The organism is Erwinia sp. LJJL01 (assembly GCF_047300805.2).
GTDB lineage: Bacteria > Pseudomonadota > Gammaproteobacteria > Enterobacterales > Enterobacteriaceae > Erwinia > Erwinia aphidicola.
Window position 1 is genome coordinate 2311356 of the sequence record NZ_CP178576.1, and the last position, 22767, is coordinate 2334122.

General features: G+C 58.9%; 12 protein-coding genes. 8 read left to right on the forward strand and 4 right to left on the reverse strand.

Annotated features, from left to right (window positions below; translation table 11 throughout):
• Positions 1-384: 384 nt before the first annotated feature.
• The 3 genes from ACLI4M_RS11540 to ACLI4M_RS11550 all read left to right on the forward strand — a co-directional run bounded on the left by ACLI4M_RS11540 (position 385) and on the right by ACLI4M_RS11550 (position 9207).
• Positions 385-6462: an autotransporter outer membrane beta-barrel domain-containing protein gene (locus ACLI4M_RS11540; RefSeq protein WP_133624958.1), complete on the forward strand. Its 6078-nt coding sequence runs from the start codon at positions 385-387 to the stop codon at positions 6460-6462.
• A gap of 286 nt (positions 6463-6748) precedes the next feature.
• Positions 6749-8293 (forward strand): methyl-accepting chemotaxis protein, encoded by a 1545-nt coding sequence (locus ACLI4M_RS11545; RefSeq protein ID WP_048917531.1) that lies wholly within the window; start codon positions 6749-6751, stop codon positions 8291-8293.
• 146 nt (positions 8294-8439) lie between these two features.
• The gene (locus ACLI4M_RS11550; RefSeq protein ID WP_133624957.1) at positions 8440-9207 is read left to right on the forward strand and encodes an AraC family transcriptional regulator; all 768 of its coding nucleotides are present in this window, start codon (positions 8440-8442) and stop codon (positions 9205-9207) included.
• Here the strand turns inward: ACLI4M_RS11550 and leuA are convergent.
• Positions 9186-10862, reverse strand: a complete 1677-nt coding sequence (gene leuA / locus ACLI4M_RS11555) for a 2-isopropylmalate synthase (protein ID WP_133625142.1) — start codon at positions 10860-10862, stop codon at positions 9186-9188. The genes ACLI4M_RS11550 and leuA overlap by 22 nt on opposite strands.
• A gap of 595 nt (positions 10863-11457) precedes the next feature.
• On the opposite strand from leuA, the gene ACLI4M_RS11560 reads away from it, so the two are divergent.
• A complete protein-coding gene (locus tag ACLI4M_RS11560) occupies positions 11458-13104 on the forward strand; it encodes a dihydroxyacetone kinase subunit DhaK (protein WP_133624956.1) in 1647 nt (548 codons plus the stop codon).
• A 38-nt stretch (positions 13105-13142) separates the two neighbouring features.
• On the opposite strand, the gene sbmA is transcribed toward ACLI4M_RS11560, so the two are convergent.
• Positions 13143-14381, reverse strand: coding sequence for a peptide antibiotic transporter SbmA (gene sbmA, locus ACLI4M_RS11565; RefSeq protein WP_133624955.1), 1239 nt, complete (start codon positions 14379-14381; stop codon positions 13143-13145).
• 454 nt (positions 14382-14835) lie between these two features.
• Here sbmA and ACLI4M_RS11570 point away from each other — a divergent pair, with 454 nt between their 5' ends.
• Positions 14836-16914 (forward strand): sensor domain-containing protein, encoded by a 2079-nt coding sequence (locus ACLI4M_RS11570; RefSeq protein ID WP_253538071.1) that lies wholly within the window; start codon positions 14836-14838, stop codon positions 16912-16914.
• Between the two features lie 51 nt (positions 16915-16965).
• Here ACLI4M_RS11570 and ACLI4M_RS11575 read toward each other — a convergent pair whose 3' ends face one another.
• Complete coding sequence (locus tag ACLI4M_RS11575) at positions 16966-18357, reverse strand: MFS transporter (protein ID WP_133625141.1); 1392 nt, start codon at positions 18355-18357, stop codon at positions 16966-16968.
• Between the two features lie 75 nt (positions 18358-18432).
• A complete protein-coding gene (locus ACLI4M_RS11580; protein WP_048917523.1) occupies positions 18433-18633 on the reverse strand; it encodes a hypothetical protein in 201 nt (66 codons plus the stop codon).
• 175 nt (positions 18634-18808) lie between these two features.
• On the opposite strand from ACLI4M_RS11580, the gene ACLI4M_RS11585 reads away from it, so the two are divergent.
• The 3 genes from ACLI4M_RS11585 to ACLI4M_RS11595 are packed head-to-tail and all read left to right on the forward strand — an operon-like array spanning position 18809 to position 22660.
• Positions 18809-19546, forward strand: a complete 738-nt coding sequence (locus ACLI4M_RS11585; protein WP_133624954.1) for a gluconate 2-dehydrogenase subunit 3 family protein — start codon at positions 18809-18811, stop codon at positions 19544-19546.
• A gap of 2 nt (positions 19547-19548) precedes the next feature.
• Positions 19549-21333, forward strand: a complete 1785-nt coding sequence (locus ACLI4M_RS11590) for a GMC family oxidoreductase (RefSeq protein WP_048917521.1) — start codon at positions 19549-19551, stop codon at positions 21331-21333.
• A gap of 10 nt (positions 21334-21343) precedes the next feature.
• Positions 21344-22660 carry a c-type cytochrome gene (locus ACLI4M_RS11595; RefSeq protein WP_133624953.1) on the forward strand — a complete coding sequence of 439 codons (1317 nt, stop codon included), beginning with the start codon at positions 21344-21346 and terminating at the stop codon, positions 22658-22660.
• The last annotated feature ends 107 nt before the right edge of the window (positions 22661-22767 follow it).

A 22767-nucleotide genomic window follows, 5' to 3' on the forward strand; every position in this document is an offset into this window, starting at 1 on the left:
AGGTTACTATTATGATTTGTCATCAATAAGTTAGCTGAGAATTTTTCGCTGCTATTAGTGTCGCTGTTGGTAACACTATTTTATCTTTGCCGTGAATTTCATAAAAAAATTCAGAATAATGAGTTGCCAGAAAATAAATCAAAAACTATAGATGAATAGACATTATTATCAGCAAAAGTATTAATGAGACTAATTATTGATATTAGTGCCATTTATTTATAGAGATTCTATTTATCATTTATTTTATTTGAATATTTATCCTTGTTATTAACAGGTGCCTTTCTGGGGATGTCACTCCGCACGGATGGATGAATCTGCTGCTTCCCAAGGCCCGGCAATAAACCCTGTATGGACTCAGGGGGACTGCATTCGCCCGGAGGAAATATGCGTTACAGATTAAATCCAGTGTTATCAGGCCTGCTCGCCGCTTTTAGTATTCCTTTCGCTACTGCCGATGTGCTATCTATTTATTCCCCGCTAACGAACGATAATCTTGCTAACCGACAGGCGGTAATTAATGATGGTTCCGTCGGCGCTATTACCGGTAATCAACGCTTCCAGCCCGGAACCAATGGTGCAGTCAATACCACGCTGGGCTCATTACAAAGCGCCGGGCGTATTGTTAATGACAACGGGGTGATTGGTGCCGAGCGTCTCGATCCCGGCCCGCAGAATTTCGCGATAACCATCCCCGATGCGACCACCGGCGGCAACACCACTTTCCAGGTCTATAACCCCGCCAGTCTGGTGGCGCAAACCCCGGTTGGCGCCAGCACTGCGGTAGCGGATATCGTCAACGTGGGTGACGATCAGTACATCAATACCCGTATTGCCGATGTCACAAACGGCACGCTAAACGTCGATATTGGGCAGCGCGGGGCACGGTCGACCGCCGCGACCAATGGCTGGACCATGGCGGCCAAGCAGAGCACGCTGTTCAACGTTGACGGTACCACCAACAGCTCAACGGTGAACTGGAATTCGAACAACCGCATCACCTTTACCGGCGCAGCCGCAGACCCCACGGTGCCGCGCCAGTTCCAGGTCACCAACGTCGCTACCTACAAGGGCGCATTTAGCGTCACCACCCTTGATGGCAAAAGTAACGCGTTTAACGTCACCAGCGCTGCCGGGCTAAAAAGCTATAACGACTGGCTGATTACCCAGCTGAAAAGCGGAAATCTCAATACTGCCTCCTACCTGACCGAATTTAACAAAGCCTTCAGTAAAACCAACCAGAATATCGACTACACCATCAGCGCGGATGACCCGAACGATGACGTGGCGCAGGCGATTGGCGACCGGGTGGTGATCGGCGCCAGCGGGGCCAGTGCGCAGGTGAATATTGCGGCGGGCAGCACGCTGGAAGTGGTCGGCGCCAACGGCGGTGCCATTCGCGCCACCGACGGGGCGACCGTGACAAATAACGGTAAAGTCTCCAGCTCCGGCGGGCTGGGCTCCGACAGCGCGGCGCTGAGCCTGAATACCGGCAGCCGCGGCACCAACTCCGCTACCGGGGTGATCAACGGCGGCTTCTATAATCGCGTCGATGGTACCGGAGTCGGGGCGACCGGCTATAACTCGAACGGCGTCAACGTGGCGGGGGGCAGCACCTTCGATAATGCCGGGATTGTCAACTTCGCCAGCGGCGGCAACCCGGCGGGCGGCTCGACGGCGGCGATTAATCTGACCTCTTCCACGGCGACCAACAGCGGCAACATCAACGTCGGCGTTAATGGCTCCAGCGCCAGCGGCACCACCAGCGGCGTGGCGGTGGATACCGGCTCTGATTTTACCAACGCCCGCGGCGGGACGATCTACCTGGGTCGCGGCCCGCAGAACAGCCTGGGTGAAGAGACGGCAGAAACCGCGCTGAATCAAAGTGGGACCACCAGCGGCATTTCGGTCAGCGGCAACGGCAGCGCCATCAACCACGGTGAGATTATTATGGGTAGCAGGGTACAGAACGGCGCCGGCATGCTGGCCAGCGGCGGAGCTAACAGTACCCTGATTAACGATACCGACGGCGTGATTACCGTCAGCGGCGCAGCGGCGGCTGTACCGCGGGAAAATATCGCCATGTCGGTGCTCAATGCGGGCAGCGGCGGCAATATTGAAAACCGCGGTACCATTAACCTCAACGGCGTCAACGCCACCGGGCTGAAGGTGCTGGCCACCAACGGCAATACGGCGGCAGCGCAGTCCAGCGGCACTATCAACGTTGCGGGCGGCGCGGATCCCGACAGCGGCACGCGCAACTTCGGCGTCTGGGCGGAAGGCCAGGGCAGCGGTACGGCCACGGCCAATGTCGATGGCCCGATCAACCTGACCGGTAACGGGGCCATTGGTGTCCATGCGCGCGGCAATGCGACGGTGCTGGTCAACAGCGACGCCGTACCGCGCTTCAGCCAGGGCAGCAATCAGATCGCCTTCTTCGCTTACGGCCCGAATGCCAGGATCGACGTGACCAATAATAACGCCTTTGACGTAACCACCAGCGGCTCGACCCTGTTCCGTCTGGAGCAGGGCGCGGACTTTGCCGGTAACAACCTGTCGCTAACCGCTTCCGGCGCTAACTCCGTCGGGGTGATGGGGACCGGAACGGGGGGCACCGAGATCAACACGCAGAACGCCAGCTTTGAGGTTTCCGGCAGTGGTGCCACCGCGGTCATTATTGAAGGGGGAGCGGTGGGAAATATTGATGCCGGAACCACCATCAACCTCAGCGGCGTTAATGCTGTCGGGGCGATTGCCGACGGGCAGAAACACACCCTGGCCGGGCGCACCAGCGGCAGCCCGGTGGCCAGCACCACGCTGACCTCGCAGGCTGCCCTCAGCTCCGGCCAGACCGGGCTAACCGGACTGATTGCCCGCAACCGGGCGCAGCTCACCAACGCCGGGAATATCACTTTCACCGGCGCCGGCTCCACCGGCATCCTGGTGGAGAGCGGGGCAACGGGTGCCAACAGCGGCGATATCTCGGTGACCGATGGCGGCTTCGGCATGCGCGTCAACGGCAGCGGTAGCCAGGCGACCACGGCGAACAATAGCGGCACGATTAATGTGGAAGGCGGCTCGACCAGCCAGCGTACGCGCGGCGTCAGCGCGGCCGGCAGCCGGGCGGTGGCAAACCTGACGGGAGCCATCAACATGAACGGACGCGGAGCGATAGGCGCCGAGGCGCTGAACGGCGCAACGGTTAACGTGGGTAGCGCTGCAACGCCCGCGTTTAACAATAGCGATCAGATTGCCTGGCACGCAGCGGGCGTCGGCTCAACCATCAACAGCAGCAGCAGCGCCACCAGCAACGTGACGACCGACCGCTCGGCGCTATACCGCATTGATGATGCCGCCGCGTTGAACTTCAGCACGCCGGCAAATATTACCCTCAGTGGGGCAGGCAGCAGTGGCGTGATCGCCTCCGGCCCCGACAGCCTGTTTAACAGCGGCAGCAGCCAGTTCAACGTTAACGGCAACGGGGCGAATGCGCTACGCGTCGAAGGCGGTGCCAGCGCCACGCTCGGCAGCGGCACCCGCGTGGCGCTTAACGGCGCCAGCAGCATTGGCGTATTGGTGAATAATCTGCGTACCGACCTCAGCAATGCGCTGGATGGCAGTGCAGCGCCCACCCTGGTCACCAGCAGCGCCAGCGTGAGCGCAACAGGTGCCAACAGCATCGGCTATGACGTGGCCAACGGCGCCACGCTGGTTAACGACGGTGCGGTGAATATGAACGGCGCCAACAATATCGGTATCCGCACGCGCAGCGGCAGCAACATTACCAATAACGGCGTGGTGAATGTTGCCAACGGCACCGGGCTGGATATCAGCGGCAGCGGCACCACGCTGGCGAAAGGCGGTGCGATTAACGTGGCGGACGGCGTGGCCGGGGTGCGTATCGGCTCCGGCTCCAGCCTTGCGCTAAGCGGCAGCGACACGGTGATCGCCACCAACGGCAGCGCGCACGGCATTCTGCTCGACAGCGGGGCGGCGGCGCTGAGTGCCAGCGATGCCACCATCAACGTTAACGGCAGCGGCAACGGCATTGAAAACCGCGTCGAGACGCGCAGCGTGACGTTGAATAACCTGACGGTCAACGTCGCCGACGGCAGCGGCCTGCGTACCGCCGTACCGTTCGATCCCGCCTCGACGGTGACCACTAACGTCAGCGGCAGCGGCAGCGGGCTGAATTTCACCCAGGCCAACGGCAGCGCAACCACCAACGATTTGATCCTCGGCAGCGGCTATCAGTTTAACGTCAGCGGCGCGGGCGGCACCGGGATCCGCGCCAATACCACCGGAGCGGTGCAGTCGGCGGCCAACGTCAATATCACCAGCGCCAGCGGCGGTTCGGCCCTGGTAGCGGGCACCGCCAGCTCGGTGCTGAACACCGGGACGCTGGTCTCCGCCAGCACCCGAGCGCCGGTAGTGGATTTACGCGGCGGCACTGCGGTGTTTGAAAACCGTGGCACCATCACGCCAGGCTCGCCTGAGGGCGTGGCGGTGGCGGGCAGCAACGCCAACGATGTGGTGCTGCTGACTAACGGTGACGTGCTGGGGGATATCAATACCGGCGGCGGCACCGATGCACTCGAGTGGACCGGCGGTACGCTGAACGGCAGCCTGACGCTGGGCAATGGTGTGAATAACCGCGCCCTGATCCAGGGCGTTGACCTGGCGCAAACGCGTCACATCACTAACGGCGGAGCAACGGGCAGTGCGTTGACCTTTGACAATATCAGCGCGCGCGGTGGCTCGTTTAGCGCGGATGATATCAGTAAAGGCACCAACCTCGGCTCGGGCTGGAGCACCATTAACTTCAGTAACAGCCAGTGGACGCTGACCGATAATCTGCAGCTGGCGCACAGCACCGTCAATATCGACAGCGGCTCCACGCTGTATGCCGGGAACGGCGTTAATCCGGTGCTGACAGGCGGCAGCAGCAACTCGCTGACGGTGAATAACGGCGGGCTGATTGACCTGACCAACGGCAGCGGATCGCCGGGCAACTCGCTGACGATTAACGGCAATCTCGCCTCTGCAGGTGGTTCGGTGAAAATAAATACCGAGCTGAACGCGGGCGGCGCGCTGAGCAATCAGTTCAGCGATAACCTGCGGGTGACCGGCAATGCCAGCGGCACCACGCTGCTGGATGTCACCCCCACCGCGCTCAGCACGGGGGCGCTGACCGACCTCGACTTCAGCAGCTCAATTGAGAGTAATGAAGGGATTTCACTGGCGCAGGTGGCGGGTAATGCCAGCAGAGATAGCTTTGCGCTGAAGGATGGCTACCTGGCCGCCGGCCCCTGGAGCTACGGGCTGTACAGCTTCGCACCGGGCACCAGTGATGCCAGCCAGCGGCGCGTTGCCGGGGGCAGCGATAATCAGTTCTGGGACTATCGCCTGGCAAATAACTACGTCTGCGCAGGCGGTGCTGCCTGTCTGACCACCTTTAACAACTACCTCGCGCCGAATCAGGAGAGCCGCCCGGCGGTGGTGCCGCAGGTGCCTTCCTATATCTCTGCACCGGTCGGCCTGGCCTACTACACCGCGGCGATTATCGATGACCTGCATAAACGCCTTGGCGAGCTGCGCCACCAGCAGAGCCAGCAGGCGGGCGACAGCGGCGAGATGTTCGTGCGCTATATTGGCTCCAACCTGACCTGGAGCAGTAATAAGAGCTTTAAAGACTTCGGCTATGACTTCGACCTCGACTATAGCGCGCTGCAAATCGGCGGTAACCTGCTGCGGCTCGACGGCGAGAAAGACAGCCTGCGCGGGGGCCTGGCCTATACCCGCGGCAACACCCGCCTGCGCCCGGATGCGGCGGACGGTTACAGCTCCACCACCTTTGACAGCGACAGCCTGGCGCTCTATATGACCTGGCAGCGTGAAAGCGGCTTCTACCTGGATGGCGCACTGTCGTATGACTGGCACCGTGGCGAAACCGATATCCCGCGCCAGAAGGATGTGGCGAAGCTGAGAGGCAAAGGCTGGACGGCATCACTGGAGAGCGGCTACCCGTTTGAGTTTGATAACGGCGTGCGGCTGGAACCGCAGGCGCAGCTAATGTACATGCACCTGGGGATGGATGACTTCACCGATAAAGACCAGCTGACCGTGAAGTACGACAGCTACAACCAGACCATTGGCCGCCTCGGTGCGCGACTCGATCGCACCTGGACCGATGAGAGCAACCGTCAGTACACGCCTTACGTGCGCGCTAACTACTATCGCGGCTGGGGCGGTGAGTCAAAAACCCGCATTGGTGCGGAAAACCTCGACGTCAGTAACACCTTCAGCGGCGGCAACTTTGGCCAGATGTGGGAACTGGGCGTCGGTGGCACCATCACCTTTAAAAACGACGTCTCGCTGTATGCGGAAACCGACTACCGCAAGCAGATCGACGACAACGGGGCTAAGGGCTGGCGCTATAACGTCGGCGTGCGCTGGAACTTCTGATCGTCAGGCGGGCTGTATCACGCAGCCCGCCGTACTAAACATGCATCAGCAGTATTATAAACGTTGCCTTTAGAGTCATCGCTGACTCTGAAGGTGTCTTAGCTGGCTCTTTTCCGCCTCTCCCCGCCAAAATGTCGTTATGCCGCAATATTGCGCGCTTTGCTGGCGCGATCGCAAAATCAGGCGAACGCCGGCTAAAGATCCACGAACTCACGCCGAAAATATAAAAAAACGTAATTAATATTCTCCTCGCCAACCTTTGTTGATCCCTTTAAGGATTTAACCCATGCGTAATAATTTGCCCGTTACACAGCAAGAGTACCTGTTTGACGATCGCGCCACCCTGATGTCAACCACCGACACCCACAGCCATATCACCTATGCCAATGATGCGTTTATTGAGGCCAGCGGTTTCTCGCCGGAGGAGATTAACGGTCAGCCGCACAATATGGTGCGCCACCCGGATATGCCGCCGGAAGCGTTCGCCGATATGTGGGCGACCCTGAAGCAGGGCGAACCCTGGACCGCGCTGGTAAAAAACCGCCGCAAAAACGGCGATCACTACTGGGTGCGCGCCAACGCCATTCCGGTGGTGCGCGACGGCGTGGTACAGGGCTATATGTCGGTGCGCACCAGGCCAACCCCGCAGGAGGTGCGCGACACCGAACGCCTGTATCAGAACTTCCGCGAGGGCAAAGCCAAAGGGCTGCGTTTTCATAAAGGGCTGATTGTCCGCACCGGCATGATGCGCTGGCGCTCGATTTTCAAAACCCTGTCGCTGCGCTGGCGTATTCGCTCGGCGCTGCTGGCCCTGCTGCCGCTGTCAACGCTTGGCGTTTGGGGGCTGGGGCTGAGCCCGGCCGCGCTGGCGATGTTTGCTGGCGGCATGGCGCTGCTGCTGCTGCTGGCTTCGGCCTGGCTGGAGATGCAGGTCTCCCGGCCGATTGAGCGCGTCTGCCGCCAGGCGCTGCGCGTGGCGACCGGGGCCGATCATAAAGTGGAGCAGATGGACCGCGTGGATGAAGTTGGCACGACGCTACGCGCCATTGGTCAGCTGGGGCTGATGTTCCGCTGGCTGGTGGATGACGTCAGCGGCCAGGCGATCAACGTGCTGAGCGCCAGCGATTCTATTGCCCAGAGCAACAGCGAGCTGAGCCGCCGCACGGAACAGGCTGCGGCCAACGTGCAGCAGACGGCAGCGACCATGAACGAGATGACTGCGACGGTGAAGAGCAACACCGAAACTGCCGCCGAAGTGAAAACCCTGTCAGCCAGCACCAGCAGTGCGGCGGTGCAGGGTGGAGAAGCGATGGCGGATATGGTGACGATGATGGCGGAAATTACCGACAGCTCGAAGAAAATCGCCAATATTACCAGCGTGATCGACGGCATCGCCTTCCAGACCAATATCCTGGCGCTGAATGCGGCGGTGGAAGCGGCGCGCGCCGGTGAGCAGGGTAAAGGTTTTGCCGTGGTCGCCGGGGAAGTGCGCAGTCTCGCCCAGCGCAGCGCCAAGGCCGCCAGCGAGATAAAACAGCTGGTGGAAACCAGCGCCGAGAAGGTGAAGTCCGGCACGCTGCACGTTAACGAGGCCGGTAAAACCATCGAAAGTATTGTCTCGCAGGTGCAAAACGTCACCGCGCTGATTGCCCAGATCAGCTCCGCCACCGCCGAGCAGGCCACGGCCATCGGTGAGATTAGCCTGGCAGTGGAAGATCTCGATAACATTACCCACCAGAACGCCGCGAAGGTGGAGGAGGGCGCGCAGGCCTCCGGCCGCATGACCCGCCAGGCCACTCGTCTGGTCGAAGCGATCAGCGTGTTCCGTTAAACCCACCGGGCGCCTTTTCGCGTTGGGGGCGACCCTTTTTTCCGGTCGCCCCGTGCCAAGGACTGGCACCGTCTTGATGAAGATGATCTTTTCCGATCGACCCGTGATTTTGTTAATCTGGTCCTCCATCCCTGCGTGAGGATCCTATGTCAGCCACCGTCGACTTTTCCTTTGCTCACCGCCCGCTGATCCCCTATGCGCACGACTATCGCCACGGCGACTGCCAGCCGCTGCATCATCATAATTGTGCGCAGCTGGTGCATACGCTGAGCGGCGTGGTGAAGGTGGAGACGCCGCAGGGGCACTGGATTGTGCCGCCGGGGCGTGGCGTCTGGCTGCCTGCTGGCGTGCCTCATGCGTTGCAAATCACCGGAGAGGTAGCGGCGCGTACGCTGTTTGTCGACCCGCTGGCGCGCGCCGATCTGCCCGCCACCTGCCAGGTGGTGCAGGTTTCACCGCTGCTGCGTGAGCTGATAGTTAGCGCGCTGGAGCTGCCGGAGGCCTATGCGCCTGCCAGCCGCGCCGAACGGATTTATGAACTGATCCTTGATGAGATCCGCGTGATGGCCGAGCTGCCGTTTACCCTACCGGAACCGAGCAGTAACGCGCTGATTGCGCTGTGCCAGGCATTACGTGCGGCGCCGGGGGAGAGCTGGACGCTGGAGAGCAGCGCCCGGCGGATGAACGTCAGCAGCCGCACTCTGGCGCGGCGCTTTTATCAGGAAACCGGACTGCAGTTCAGTGACTGGGTGCGGCGCGCCAGAGTAATGGAGGCCCTGACGCGGCTGGCGCTCGGTGAGTCGGTGCTGGCGGTCTCACTCGAGCTGGGTTATGAGAGCCAGAGCGCTTTCAGCGCCATGTTCCGCCGCATTCTCGGCGTGGCGCCCAGCGACTACTTCCCGTCCGCCCGCTGACCCTGTGCCAGCGCATTCAGCAGCGCCTGCAGCGAGGCCCGCGACACGTCGCTGTCGATGCCCACGCCCCACGCGCTGCGGTTATCGGGAAAAGTGCAGAGCAGATAGGTGGCGGAGCGGCTGTCGCTACGCTGGCCGAGGGTGTGCTCGTGGTAATCCTGGATTGAGAGCGGCACGTCAAACGCCTGGCGCAGCGCGTCAACCGCCGCGGACAACAGGCCGTTGCCACGCCCGCTAATCTGCTGCATTTTTTCCCCCTGGCGTACGCTGGCGCTGAACAGCAGTTGGCCCTGGCTATCGCTTTCGCTGCGATACTCCGCCAGCTGGAGCGGCGGCGTATCAATGCCGTACTCCTGGCGGAAAAGCTGCCAGAGCGCCGCCTGGGTCATCTCTTTACTCTCGCGGTCTGCTTCCTGCTGCACCCGCTGGCTGAAGTCCTGCTGTAGCGCACGCGGCAGGCTCAGACCGTGATTCTGCTCGATCATCCACGCGGCCCCGCTCTTGCCGGACTGGCTGTTGACGCGGATCACGGCCTCATAGCTACAGCCGATGTCTGCCGGATCGAGCGGCAAATAAGGGACTTCCCAGCGATTATCCTGCTGCTGTTTGCGTTCGGCGAAACCTTTCTTAATCGCATCCTGGTGCGATCCGGAGAAGGCGGTAAATACCAGCTCCCCGGCATAAGGATGGCGCGGATGCACCGGCAGCTGATTGCACAGCTCGACGACGTCCACCACCTGCTTAATCTGACTGAAATCGAGCTGCGGATGGATGCCCTGGCTATAGAAGTTGAGCGCCATCGTGACCAGGTCGACATTGCCAGTGCGCTCGCCGTTGCCGAACAGGCAGCCTTCGACGCGATCCGCACCGGCCAGCAGCGCCAGCTCGGCAGCGGCAATGCCGGTGCCGCGATCGTTATGCGGATGCACGCTGATGCATACCTGCTCACGCTGCGAGAAGTGGCGGCAGAAGTATTCAATCTGGTCGGCGTAAACATTCGGCGTGCTGACCTCCACGGTGGCGGGCAGGTTGATAATCATTGGCCGCGCGGCACACGGCTGCCACACGGCGGCGACCGCCTCGCAGATCTCCAGCGCAAACTCCGCTTCGGTAAAGCAGAAGGTTTCCGGTGAGTATTCATAGGTCCAGCGCGTCTCTGGCTGCGCTTCGCAGCGTTGGCGGATCAGGCGGGTGGCATTCACTGCCAGTTCAATAATCTGCGCTTTGCTCTGGCGGAACACCAGGCGGCGAAACACCGGCGCGGTAGCGTTGTACAGATGAACGCAGGCACTGTGCGCACCCTTCAGCGCGACGAAGGTGCGGTCGATCAGGTCGTCCCTCGCCTGAGTCAGCACCTGGAGGGTGACATCGTCGGGGATCATGCGCTCCTCGATCAGCTCGCGCACAAAGTTAAAATCGGTCTGCGACGCCGAAGGAAACGCCACCTCAATCTCTTTAAAGCCACACTGCAGCAGCAGCTGCCAGAACTGCTTTTTCCGCACGGCATCCATCGGTTCCGCCAGCGACTGATTGCCATCACGCAGGTCGGTGGAGAGCCAGCGCGGTGCCTGGCTGAGCGTGCGTCCGGGCCACTGGCGATCGGTTAACTGTAACGGAGGAAAGGGATGATACTTGTCAGCGGGGTGTTGCAGCATGGTCTGGCTCCTTGTGTTGTGAGCCGTTAGTCTGACGCGCAGCGCGGCGGCTGGCTGGCGCATAACTGACAACCTGTGGTGCAAAACTGACAGGCGAAAAACATAAAAAAAAGAGCAAACGATGAAGTTTGCCCCTTGTAACGCCCTGGTGGTGGCGTGATAGGTCTGTTATCTGCGGATAAATGATCACTGCCAGCAAGGCTGATAGAAATATCTCATTATATCCTTGCTGCTTTAATGGAGATATAGGCGTGCTTTATTATGTCAGTGGATCTGACACTGAAGGTTATAAGCGTCTTTTCTCATCAGTGCAGGAAGATTAATAGCAAAATGTGATTGATACTGCAATTTCATTTAGTACGCCATGCAGCCACTAATATGTGTTTAAATATTACCACAAAGAAAAAATTCATAACATTCAATTGGTTGGTGTTATTTAGTGTGGGGTTTTTCTGAGTTTAGTATCGCGAAGGTTATTTTTCGCTTTCATCACGCGTGCAAACGACGAATAAAAGGCTATAACTGGACGTTAGCAGACTATTAATTATTAGATGTACAGGTAACAGATATTACTCATGCACAAGAGGGAGAGACAATGAGTCAGTTCTTTATGAATCAGAAGCAGGATCTGGTCAATGAGGCGATTGAAGGAGTGCTGCAAAGCGCGGCCAGCCACAATCTGGCGCGGCTGGCGCTGGGGCCGCAGATGCGGGTGGTGGTACGCAGCGACTGGGATAAGTCGCGGGTTGCCCTGATCTCCGGCGGTGGCTCTGGCCATGAACCGGCCCATATCGGTTTTGTTGGCAAAGGCATGCTAACCGCGGCGGTCTGCGGCGATGTATTTGCTTCACCCAGCGTGGATGCGGTGCTGCACGCCATTATTAACGTCACGGGCGAAGCGGGCTGCCTGCTGATCGTCAAAAACTACACCGGCGACCGTCTCAACTTCGGCCTTGCGGCGGAAAAAGCCAAACAGCTGGGCTATCGCGTTGAGATGGTGATGGTGCGTGATGATATCGCCCTGCCGGATAATCCGCAGCCGCGCGGAATTGCCGGAACGGCGCTGGTGCATAAGGTCGCTGGCTTTGCCGCTGAGCAGGGGCAGGGGTTGGAGGCCGTCAGCGCGCTGGCGCAGCGAGCAATTGATGCGACTGCCTCTATCGGGCTGGCCTTTACCACCTGCCACGTGCCGGGGGAGGATCGTGACGATCATCGCGTCGAGCCGGGGTGCAGCGAGCTGGGCATGGGGATCCACGGCGAGCCGGGCGCCTCGACGCTGAAAACGCAAAACAGCGCGGAGATCGTGGCGGAGCTGACGCAGCGTTTAGCCAGCAAAAGTGGCAGCGGTAAGCTGGCGCTGCTGGTGAATAATCTGGGCGGTTTCTCCGCGCTGGAGATGGCTATCCTGACGCGCGAAACGCTGAAATCTGCTCTCGGTAAACAGGTGAAGCTGCTGATTGGCCCGGCAACGCTGGTCAGCGCGCTGGATATGAAAGGCTTCTCACTCTCCACCCTGCAGCTTGATGATGAGCTGGAAGCCGCGCTGTTAGCCCCGGTAGAAACCAGCGGCTGGGTGCGTGCGTTTGAACCCCAGCCGGCAAAAGAGCAGGAAGCGCAACGCGTCGCGCAGCAGCAGAGCTTTACGCCTTCAAATAATGCGGCCGTGGCCGCCACGCTTCACACGCTGTGCCAGACGCTGATTGAACTGGAGAGCGAACTAAACCAGCTGGATGCCAAAGTAGGTGATGGCGATACCGGATCCACCTTCTCTGCCGGAGCGCGCAGCGTGCTGGAAGCCAGCCAGAACGGGGAGCTGCCGCTCGACCAGATGGATGCGCTGCTTACGGTGGTGGGCGAAAAGCTGGCGAACGTGATGGGGGGCTCCAGCGGCGTGCTGATGTCGATTATGTTTACCGCTGCCGGGCAGCAGTTGAAGCAGGGTAAATCGCTGGCCGCGGCGCTGACCTTTGGCCTTGAACGCATGCAGCATTACGGTGGAGCGGGCGTGGGCGACCGCACGATGATCGACGCACTCGACCCGGCGTTTGCCGCGTTAGCGGCAGGCAAAAATCTGGCCGCTGTTGCTGCCGCAGCAAAGCAGGGCGCGGACAGTACCCGCCAGATGCTCAGCGCCGCCGCCGGGCGCTCCTCCTACCTCAATCAGGAGAGCCTGAAGGACGTTAAAGATCCGGGGGCTTACGCGGTGGAGAGCGTCTTCGCTGCGCTGGCCGCTCAAAGATAATGCTGCGGCAAGGGCCGATCGAAACAGAAGATCGGCCCCTACAGTAGGGGCTGACCCTCTTTTTCGGTCAGCCCGAAGGGATCATCCAGCGTGCGCTCAAAGCCACGCAGACGTTTGTAGATCGACATCAGCTCCACCAGCGTGGTCCATGAGTTAATCAGGTACTGGAATGATCCACGTACCTGATCGAATACGTTAGTGATCTGTCTCATCAGCCCAAGCGTGATCGCACCGGTAACAATCGACGGGAACAGCATCAGCATGCCAAATACCGCGTCCACCTGCAGATAGAAAATACGCACGATATTGAAGTAGAGATAGTGGAAGTAGAGGCGGAAATAGTTCCTGCGCACGCCAAGGAACAGTTCACGCACCGTCGGCGGCTGCGCCCGCGATGCATCATCCTCGCCGTAGACCAGCTCTTTACGATAGGCCGCCTCAACCCGCTGATTGCGGAACGACAGCCCCGGCAGTTTGATGCCGACGATGGCCAGTAGCCCGGTGCCGAACAGCGACCACAACACGGCGGCAATCACCAATGCATAAGGGATGCTGCCCAGAACTGGCACGGTTTTCACATGCACCGACAGCGTTACCAGCACCGGCAGGAAGGCAATCAGCGTCATAATGGCGTTAATAAAGCTGACGCCCATATCCTCCAGCGTGGAGGCAAAACGCATCGTGTCCTCCTGCACACGCTGCGCGGCACCCTCAATGTGGCGCAGGCGCGGCCAGTACTGCATGTAGTAATTGTTCATCGCCGTGCGCCAGCGGAACACGTAATGGCTGATAAAGAACAGATTTATCGTGTTAATCGTTACGTAAATCAGGGCGATGTAGAGAAACGTTCTGGTTAACGCGTAGAGGGTGGTCACCTTAACGGTATTGGGATGCGCCATCGCCTGCTGAATGAGATCGAAAAAAGGCTCATACCAGCTGTTGATTGCCACGCCCAGTTCTACCGAAAACCAGGTAATGAAGATAATCAGCGCGCTGCCGAGTATTGACCAGTATTGCCACGGGTGCGGGCTGGCAATAAACCAGAAACCGGCAAACAGCAGCGTGACCAGCAGGTAGTAGCTGTAGATTGCGAGCATCGATGGGGCAATAAAGCGTGAAACGTTATTCGGTAAAGGCCCGTCGGCAACCGGGGAGAAATGCATCAGGTGAGCGAACAGGCTGTCGGCATAGCCGAACCACAGCAGTATCGCCAGCAGGCTCCAGATTGCCGCACTGCTGAAGAACAGCGCTGGCCTGGGGAAAAAGGATTTAAACATAGGCACTCCGCTGTCAATGTTGGATGGTTATACCCTGATTGACTGTGAGTAATCTCACTGTGGTTGTATCTATTAATTTCAGTGGTGAAGCCTGAACGTTTGAATAAGTTATTTATACCTTTTTTAACTCAATTTCATTTATTTTATAAAAGCCAACAGACAAATTTCCCACATAAATATAAGCGCAGCGGCAAGTTTATTTTTTTTTAGCGCTGAATGTTTTTTAAACAAAGCCGATAACGATCAATGAACCGCAGTGCTGAAGCGGAAATTGCTTGAATTGGCTGATGTTTTCGGTTTATACCCGTGTGGTTTTAACACACACAAAACAGGGTACCTGCGGCGAAAGAGCGCGTGGGACGGTAATTTTTACGTCAGTTAATGGCGTATTGCAGCGTTGCGCATATTTTCTACTGTGGGGAAAATGACGGCCAGCGCCCAGGCGAAAATAATAATGAATGAAGACTCTGATGTCATGTACCGTCTACTGGTACAGAGCGTGGTTGACTACGCCATATATATGCTGACGCCAGAAGGTAACGTCGCTAACTGGAATCCGGGCGCGCAGCGCGCCAAAGGATACCGCCCTGATGAGATCGTCGGGAAAAACTTTCGCTGTTTCTACAGCACTCAGGATCGGCTGGACAAAGTACCGGAGAAGAATCTGGCCACCGCTTACCGAACCGGGCGCTTTGAAGAGCAGGGCTGGCGCTACCGTAAAGACGGCAGCGCGTTTTGGGCCAACGTCGTCATTGATGCGGTTCGCGATGATGACGGCAGGCTGATTGGTTACGCCAAGATCACCCGCGACTGTACCGAGGTGCGCGAGTACGAACAGCAGATCCTGCGTGGGAAAGATCTGGCCGAGCAGAACAGTAAAAAAATGGCCTCGCTGTCAAAATTCCTCGACATTATCGTCGCCAATATTCCGTCCAGCGTGATTGTTGAGGATGTGGTCTCGCGCGAGATCCTGCTGATCAACAGCAAGGCGCAGCAGCTGCTTGGCGGCACGCAGCGCCACTTTATCGGCAAGCGCGCGCCCGACTGCATGACGGCGGAAATGGGCGAATATTTTATGCAGCTCTCCGATGCGGCGCAGCGCAAGGAGGGGATGCAGCGCAACGAACGTCTGCTGAACACGCCGGGCGGCGAGCGTATTCTGAATACCACCGCCACCATTATTCGCGGCAACGACGAACGCCATAACTACGTGCTGCTGATCGCCGACGACGTCACCGATCAGCGTGCGGCGGATGCGCGCATCCACCATATGGCGCACCACGATAACCTCACCAGCCTGCCGAACCGCGTGCTGTTTAGCCAGCGCCTGACCGCCGCGCTGCGCGAGGATCGCGATGCCCGCCGGCTGACCGCCACGCTGGGGCTGGATCTCGATAACTTCAAAAACGTTAACGACGCGCTCGGCCATCAGGTCGGCGACGAGCTGCTGCGTTCGGTGGCGGTGCGTCTGCACTCGGTGCTGCGCGACCAGGATACGCTGGCGCGCAGCGGCGGCGATGAGTTCTCTGTCGTGCTGCCGGGGCTGTCGCATCAGCAGGAGGCGGAAGTGGTCGCCAGCCGCCTGATCGAAACCCTTCGTCCGCCGTTTAACGTGGACGGGCACAACCTCTCCATCGGGCTGAGCATCGGTATTGCCATCGCCGACAGCGGCATGACCACCCCGGACCAGCTGCTGCGCTGCGCGGATATGGCGCTGTATGAAGCCAAGCGCAACGGGCGCAACCGCTTTGAACACTTCACCGCTGCCATGGGCGATATGGCGCAGAAGCGTCGGGTCATCGAGAGCGACCTGCGCGAGGCGCTCACCCGCCGCCAGCTCAAGCTTTACTATCAGCCGATCACCAACAACCTGCATCAGGAGATCATCGGCTATGAAGCGCTGATGCGCTGGCATCACCCGGAAAAGGGCACCATCATGCCGATGGACTTTATTCCGATAGCCGAAGAGACCGGCCTGATCCACAGCCTGGGGGCTTACGCGCTGTATGAAGCCTGCCGCGAGGCCGCTACCTGGCCCGGCGATCAGAGCGTGGCGGTCAATCTGTCGCCGCTGCAGTTTAAAAACAGCGCCCTGGTGTCGGTGGTGGAAGCGGCGCTGAAAGATTCCGGGCTGGCCCCGCATCGTCTGGAGGTGGAGATCACCGAATCGGTGCTGCTGGATAACACGCTGGTCAATATCCATATTCTGCAAAAGCTTAAGGCGTTGGGCGTGCATATTGCGCTGGATGATTTCGGCACCGGCTATTCATCGCTCAGCTACCTGCGCTCATTCCCGTTCGATAAGATCAAGATAGACAAGTCGTTTATCAATGATATGCATGACAGTCGGGAAGCGCTGGCGATTATCAGGGCGATTACCGGCATGAGCCGCAGCCTGGATATTCAAATCACCGCCGAAGGAGTGGAGAGCAACGAGCAGTTCGAACGGCTGAAAGCGGAAGGGTGCACCCTGTTCCAGGGCTACTACTTTGGCCGCCCGCAGCCGTCGGAGAGCCGTTTGCAAGAGTTTTAATATCCGTAGGGGGCGACCGCTGTTCTGGTCGCCCCGCCAGCCTCCACCGGTTTAAATATTCTCTAAATTTATCCCGCGCGTTTTCGGCCCGAAAATGCCGATGGTTAGCATCACGATCAACATGCTGACCACGATAAATGCGATCACCCCCTGGGTGCCCGCCGCCTGCAAAATCATGCCGATAATCAGACTGCTAAACACCGTCGACAGGCGGCTGAACGAGTAGCAGAAGCCGACCGCACGGGCGCGAATATAGGTCGGGAACACCTCGGTCTGATAAGCGTGATAGCTGTAGGTCAGCCAGGCATTTGAATAAGTAATGCAGAAGCCGCAGAGGATCAGCATCAGCGGATTATTCTGCAGCGCAAACAGCGTGCCGAACACCACCGTCATCAGCGACGACAGAACGATCTGCCACTTGTTCTCAATCTTATCGGCGTAGCGGCTGCAAATCAGCGAGCCGAGCGGGTAGGCAAGGGTAATAAAGAATGCGTACAGCAGGCTGTGGGTGATGGTCGCGCCTTTGCCGGACAGTAGCGCGGGCAGCCAGTTGCCGAAGCCGAAGAAACCAATCGCCTGGAAGATATTCATCACCACCAGCATCAGCGTGCGCCGGCGGTATTGCGGCGCCCAGATATCGCGAAAACGGCCTTTACGCTGGCTGATTTCTGCCGTTTCAATCTCTTGTGGATGTGGGGCGCTGTCCGCCGCGCCGCAGCGAATTTCCACCGCGCTGACCACCTGATGCGCTTCCTGATGGCGCCCCTGCTGCGCCAGCCAGCGCGGAGACTCCGGCAGGTTCTTGCGTACCAGCCAGATAACCATTGAGCAGACCGCACCGGCTATCACCACCCAGCGCCAGCCTGTCAGGCCAAGAATGGTCTGCGGCACCAGCCACCAGGACATCAGCGCCACCGCCGGTACCGATAAAAACTGTACAAAGAAGGCGAAGGCAAAGGCTTTGCTGCGCAGGCGCGTCGGGACACATTCTGTAAGATAAGTATCGATGGTCACCAGCTCAATGCCCAGCCCGACGCCGACCAGAAAGCGGCAGAAGATGATCCACTCCGCCTGATTCTGAAACGCCATCAGCAGTGAAAAACAGCCGTACCACGCCAGGGCAAACATAAACGTCAGGCGGCGGCCAAAGCGATCGGCGTAAGGGGCCAGCAGACTGGCCCCGAAAAACAGCCCGAGGAAGGTCACGGAAGCAAATGCGGCCTGGTCAGATATGCCAAATACGCCGAGATCGCCAACATGAAATATGCCTCCGGCGATTAAACCTGAACTGATATAGCCCGTCTGGAACAGATCGTAGAGTTCGAAAAAACCGCCAAGCGAGAGTAAGGCAATAAAGCGCCACAGCCCGGCAGAAGCGGGAAGGGCATCGATGCGTTCAGATAATTTATTGTTATTAAAGGGTTTGTGTTGCGGTTCGGGCATCCCTGGGGCGCAGGCTTCACTCATGTTACGTTCCTGATAATCATTGCACGGTAAAATAATTTTCCATGCTAATAGTTAGCAGTAAAATTTAAATTTTGAATTACGCCCTGTAAGCAGAAAAATAAGCATAAAAAATGGCAATGGCCGTTTTGCTGCTATTTCTTCCTGTTTCATCCGCCAGGCGTTCAGACTGAAGCTTGCGCAGTTGTTAATGATTTTGTGCCATTTTGTTTCCATACCCTCACGCTTTTCCCCGGTTACTGTTACAATCTGCATTATTGTTACCGGTAACAATCTGCCGGTAGATACCGACCTGGTAAAAAAGCAGGCGGCGACTCACTATTGTCCCTACACTTTGTGTCATTAAAATTGTGTCACTAAACTTTTTGTCATTAAAAAAGCGACCCCCCATTTTAATCAGCACCCTGTGCTGGTTCGAGAAGGCAATGTCATGTCAGAGCAAAAAAACGGAAGCACGCGCAGAGACTTTCTGCTGAAAACTATCACCCTCGCCCCGGCGATGGCGATTGGCTCCGCAGGGCTGGGTTCACTGGCCGCCGCTGCGCCCGCCGTGGCGAAAGAGGCCGCTAAAACCGGGCCACAGCAGGCGCGCGAGTACCAGCCAACGTGGTTTACCCCCGAAGAGTATGCCTTTCTGCAGGCCGCCGTTGCGCGCCTGATCCCGGCCGATGAACGCGGCCCTGGCGCGCTGGAAGCGGGCGTGCCCGAGTATATCGACCGCCAGATGAACACCCCGTATGCCACCGGCGCCAACTGGTACATGCAGGGGCCGTTCCACCCGGATGCCGATAAAGCGCTGGGCTACCAGCTGCCATTGACCCCGCGTGATATCTATCGCCTTGGCCTGGCCGATGCCGATGCGCTGGCAAAACAGCAGCATGGCAAGGTGTTTGCTGCGCTAAGCGGCGAGCAGCAGGATGCGCTGTTACAGGCGCTGGAAGCGGGCAGCGTGGAGCTGAAACAGCTCCCTGCCAAAACCTTTTTCTCCTTCCTGCTGCAGAACACCCGCGAAGGGTTCTTCAGCGACCCGATCCACGGCGGCAACCAGGGGCTGGTCGGCTGGCAGCTGATTAACTTCCCCGGCGCGCGCGCTGATTTTATGGACTGGGTGGAGCGCGGCGAGCAGTACCCGCTGCCGCCGGTGTCAATTCGTGGGGAAAGAGCATAACCATGGCAAACGTACAGAAGAAAGTCGATGCGGTAATCGTCGGTTTCGGCTGGGCCGGGGCGATTATGGCCAAAGAGCTGACCGAAGCCGGTCTTAACGTGGTGGCGCTGGAGCGCGGCCCGCATCGCGATACCTATCCTGACGGTGCGTATCCGCAGGTGATTGACGAACTGACCTATAACATTCGTAAAAAGCTGTTCCAGGATCTGTCAAAAAGCACCGTGACCATCCGTCATAACTCCGCGCAGACCGCGCAGCCGTATCGTCAGCTGGCGGCATTCCTGCCCGGTACCGGCACCGGCGGCGCGGGCCTGCACTGGTCCGGCGTGCATTTCCGCGTCGACCCGATGGAACTGCGCATGCGCAGCCATTATGAAGAGCGCTACGGCAAAAACTTTATCCCGGAAGGGATGACCATCCAGGACTTCGGCGTCACTTACGACGAGCTGGAACCCTATTTCGACCAGGCCGAGAAGGTGTTCGGCACTTCCGGTTCAGCCTGGAGCGTAAAGGGTAAAGTGGTCGGTCAGGGCGGCAAAGGCAACCCGTTTGCCCCGGACCGCTCCAGCCCGTTCCCGCTGCCCGCGCAGAAGCGCACTTACTCGGCGCAGCTGTTTGCCCAGGCGGCGGAAAGCATTGGCTACCATCCGTACGACCTGCCTTCTGCCAATACCTCCGGCCCGTATACCAACACCTACGGTGCGCAGATGGGGCCGTGCAACTTCTGCGGCTACTGCAGCGGCTATGCCTGCTATATGTATTCCAAAGCCTCGCCGAACGTCAACATCCTGCCTGCACTGCGCCAGGAGTCGAAGTTCGAGCTGCGCAATAACGCTTACGTCCTGCGCGTTAACCTGACGGACGACAAGAAGCACGCGACTGGCGTCACCTATGTTGATGCACTGGGGCGTGAAAACGAACAGCCTGCTGACCTGGTGATCCTCTCCGCGTTCCAGTTCCACAACGTGCATCTGATGCTGCTGTCCGGCATCGGCAAGCCGTACGATCCGGTGACGAACGAAGGCACCGTCGGGCGCAACTTCGCCTATCAGAACATCTCCACCATCAAAGCGTTCTTCGATAAAGACGTGTTCACCAATAACTTTATCGGTGCAGGCGGCGCGGGCGTTGGGGTGGATGACTTCAACGGCGACAACTTCGACCACGCGCAGTATGGCTTCGTTGGCGGTTCGCCGATGTGGGTGAACCAGGCGGGGGTCAAGCCGATCTCCGGCCTGCCTACCCCTCCGGGCACGCCGAACTGGGGCAGCAAGTGGAAAGCGGCGGTGGCCGATCACTACACCCACCACGTGTCGATGGATGCCCACGGCGCGCATCAGTCGTACCGCAATAACTACCTCGACCTCGATCCCAACTACAAGGATATCCACGGCCAGCCGCTGCTGCGTATGACCTTCGACTGGCAGGAAAACGACATCAAAATGTCGCAGTTTATGCACGGTCGCATGCACAAGATTGCCGAGGCGATGAACCCGAAATTGATCAGCGGTGCGCCAAAAATGCCGGGCGCGCACTTCGACACCACCGTCTATCAGACCACGCATATGAACGGCGGCGCGATCATGGGTGAAGATCCAAAAACCAGCGCGATTAACCGTTATCTGCAGAGCTGGGACGTGCCGAACGTCTTTGTGCCGGGCGCCTCCGCTTTCCCGCAGGGGCTGGGCTACAACCCGACCGGTATGGTGGCGGCGCTGACCTACTGGTCGGCGAAGGCGATTCGTGAACAGTACCTGAAAAACCCGGGCCCACTGGTGCAGGCATAAGGATAAGCAGATGAAAAAGTTACTTCTTATTGCCCTGCTGCCGGGCATGCTGGCGTTTAACGCGCTGGCAGAGGATAGCGCGGCGGCTGAAATTCAGCGCGGTGAGTATCTGGCGCGCGCCGGGGACTGCGTGGCCTGCCACACCAAAGCGGGCGGCGAAGCATTTGCCGGTGGCCTGCCGATGGCAACGCCTATCGGCACCATTTACTCCACCAATATTACCCCGGACAAGCAGAGCGGGATTGGCGGCTACAGCTATGACGACTTCCAGAAAGCGGTGCGTCACGGCGTGGCGAAAAACGGCGACACGCTCTACCCGGCGATGCCTTACCCGTCCTACGCGGTGGTCAGCGACGAGGATATGCAGGCGCTTTACACCTACTTTATGCACGGCGTTAAGCCGGTGAACCAGGCGAACAAAGAGAGCGACATTCCGTGGCCGCTGTCGATGCGCTGGCCGCTGGCGATCTGGCGCGGCGTATTTGCGCCGGACGTCAAGGCCTTCCAGCCGATCAAAGGGCAGGATCCGGTGCTGGCGCGCGGCCAGTATCTGGTTGAGGGCCTTGGCCACTGCGGCGCCTGCCATACGCCGCGCAGCATCACCATGCAGGAAAAAGCGCTGAACAACGAGGAAGGCAGTGATTACCTCTCCGGCAGCAGCGCGCCCATCGACGGCTGGACCGCGAGCAATCTGCGCGGTGATGGCCGCGACGGGCTGGGCCGCTGGAGTGAAGATGACCTGGTGCAGTTCCTGCGCATGGGCCGTAACGATCGCACCGCGGTATTTGGCGGTATGACCGATGTGGTACAGCACAGCCTGCAGCACCTGACGCCGGAAGATGCGACCGCGATTGCACGCTACCTGAAATCGCTGGGGGCTAAAGATCCCAACCAGGTGGGCTTCACGCCGGATGATGCAGTGGCGAAAGCGCTGTGGAAGGGCGACGACAGCAAAACTGGCGCATCAGTCTACGTTGACAGCTGCGCGGCCTGCCATAAAACCGACGGCAGCGGCTACCAGCGCTTCTTCCCGGAGCTGCGCGGTAATCCGGTGGTGCTGGCGGAAGATCCGACTTCGCTGATTCATATTGTGCTGAGCGGCGCACAGCTGCCGGGCGTCAAGGATGCACCAACCACCATCACCATGCCGGCCTTCGGCTGGCGCCTGAACGACCAGCAGGTCGCAGACGTGGTGAACTTTATCCGCACCAGCTGGGGCAATACCGCGAAGTCTGCGGTATCAGCCAGCGACGTGGCGAAAGTGCGCAAGGATGAAACGGTGGTCAATCAGCAGGGCAATGTTGATGTGGAGAAGTTGACGCCATAACGTTGAGCTGGCCTTGCGGGTCGATCGGAAAAGATGATCGACCCCTACGGTTCGTGGGCATTTCCGGTTCGGAAAACCCGGCCGTTGTAGGGGCGGACCTTCTGTTT

Bases quoted from the DNA above. Each gene is read 5' to 3' on its own strand.
- ACLI4M_RS11540 (WP_133624958.1), top strand. From the start codon at position 385: ATGCGTTACAGATTAAATCCAGTGTTATCAGGCCTGCTCGCCGCTTTT.
- ACLI4M_RS11545 (WP_048917531.1), top strand. From the start codon at position 6,749: ATGCGTAATAATTTGCCCGTTACACAGCAAGAGTACCTGTTTGACGAT.
- ACLI4M_RS11550 (WP_133624957.1), top strand. From the start codon at position 8,440: ATGTCAGCCACCGTCGACTTTTCCTTTGCTCACCGCCCGCTGATCCCC.
- leuA (WP_133625142.1), bottom strand. From the start codon at position 10,862: ATGCTGCAACACCCCGCTGACAAGTATCATCCCTTTCCTCCGTTACAG.
- ACLI4M_RS11560 (WP_133624956.1), top strand. From the start codon at position 11,458: ATGAGTCAGTTCTTTATGAATCAGAAGCAGGATCTGGTCAATGAGGCG.
- sbmA (WP_133624955.1), bottom strand. From the start codon at position 14,381: ATGTTTAAATCCTTTTTCCCCAGGCCAGCGCTGTTCTTCAGCAGTGCG.
- ACLI4M_RS11570 (WP_253538071.1), top strand. From the start codon at position 14,836: ATGAATGAAGACTCTGATGTCATGTACCGTCTACTGGTACAGAGCGTG.
- ACLI4M_RS11575 (WP_133625141.1), bottom strand. From the start codon at position 18,357: ATGCCCGAACCGCAACACAAACCCTTTAATAACAATAAATTATCTGAA.
- ACLI4M_RS11580 (WP_048917523.1), bottom strand. From the start codon at position 18,633: ATGCAGATTGTAACAGTAACCGGGGAAAAGCGTGAGGGTATGGAAACA.
- ACLI4M_RS11585 (WP_133624954.1), top strand. From the start codon at position 18,809: ATGTCAGAGCAAAAAAACGGAAGCACGCGCAGAGACTTTCTGCTGAAA.
- ACLI4M_RS11590 (WP_048917521.1), top strand. From the start codon at position 19,549: ATGGCAAACGTACAGAAGAAAGTCGATGCGGTAATCGTCGGTTTCGGC.
- ACLI4M_RS11595 (WP_133624953.1), top strand. From the start codon at position 21,344: ATGAAAAAGTTACTTCTTATTGCCCTGCTGCCGGGCATGCTGGCGTTT.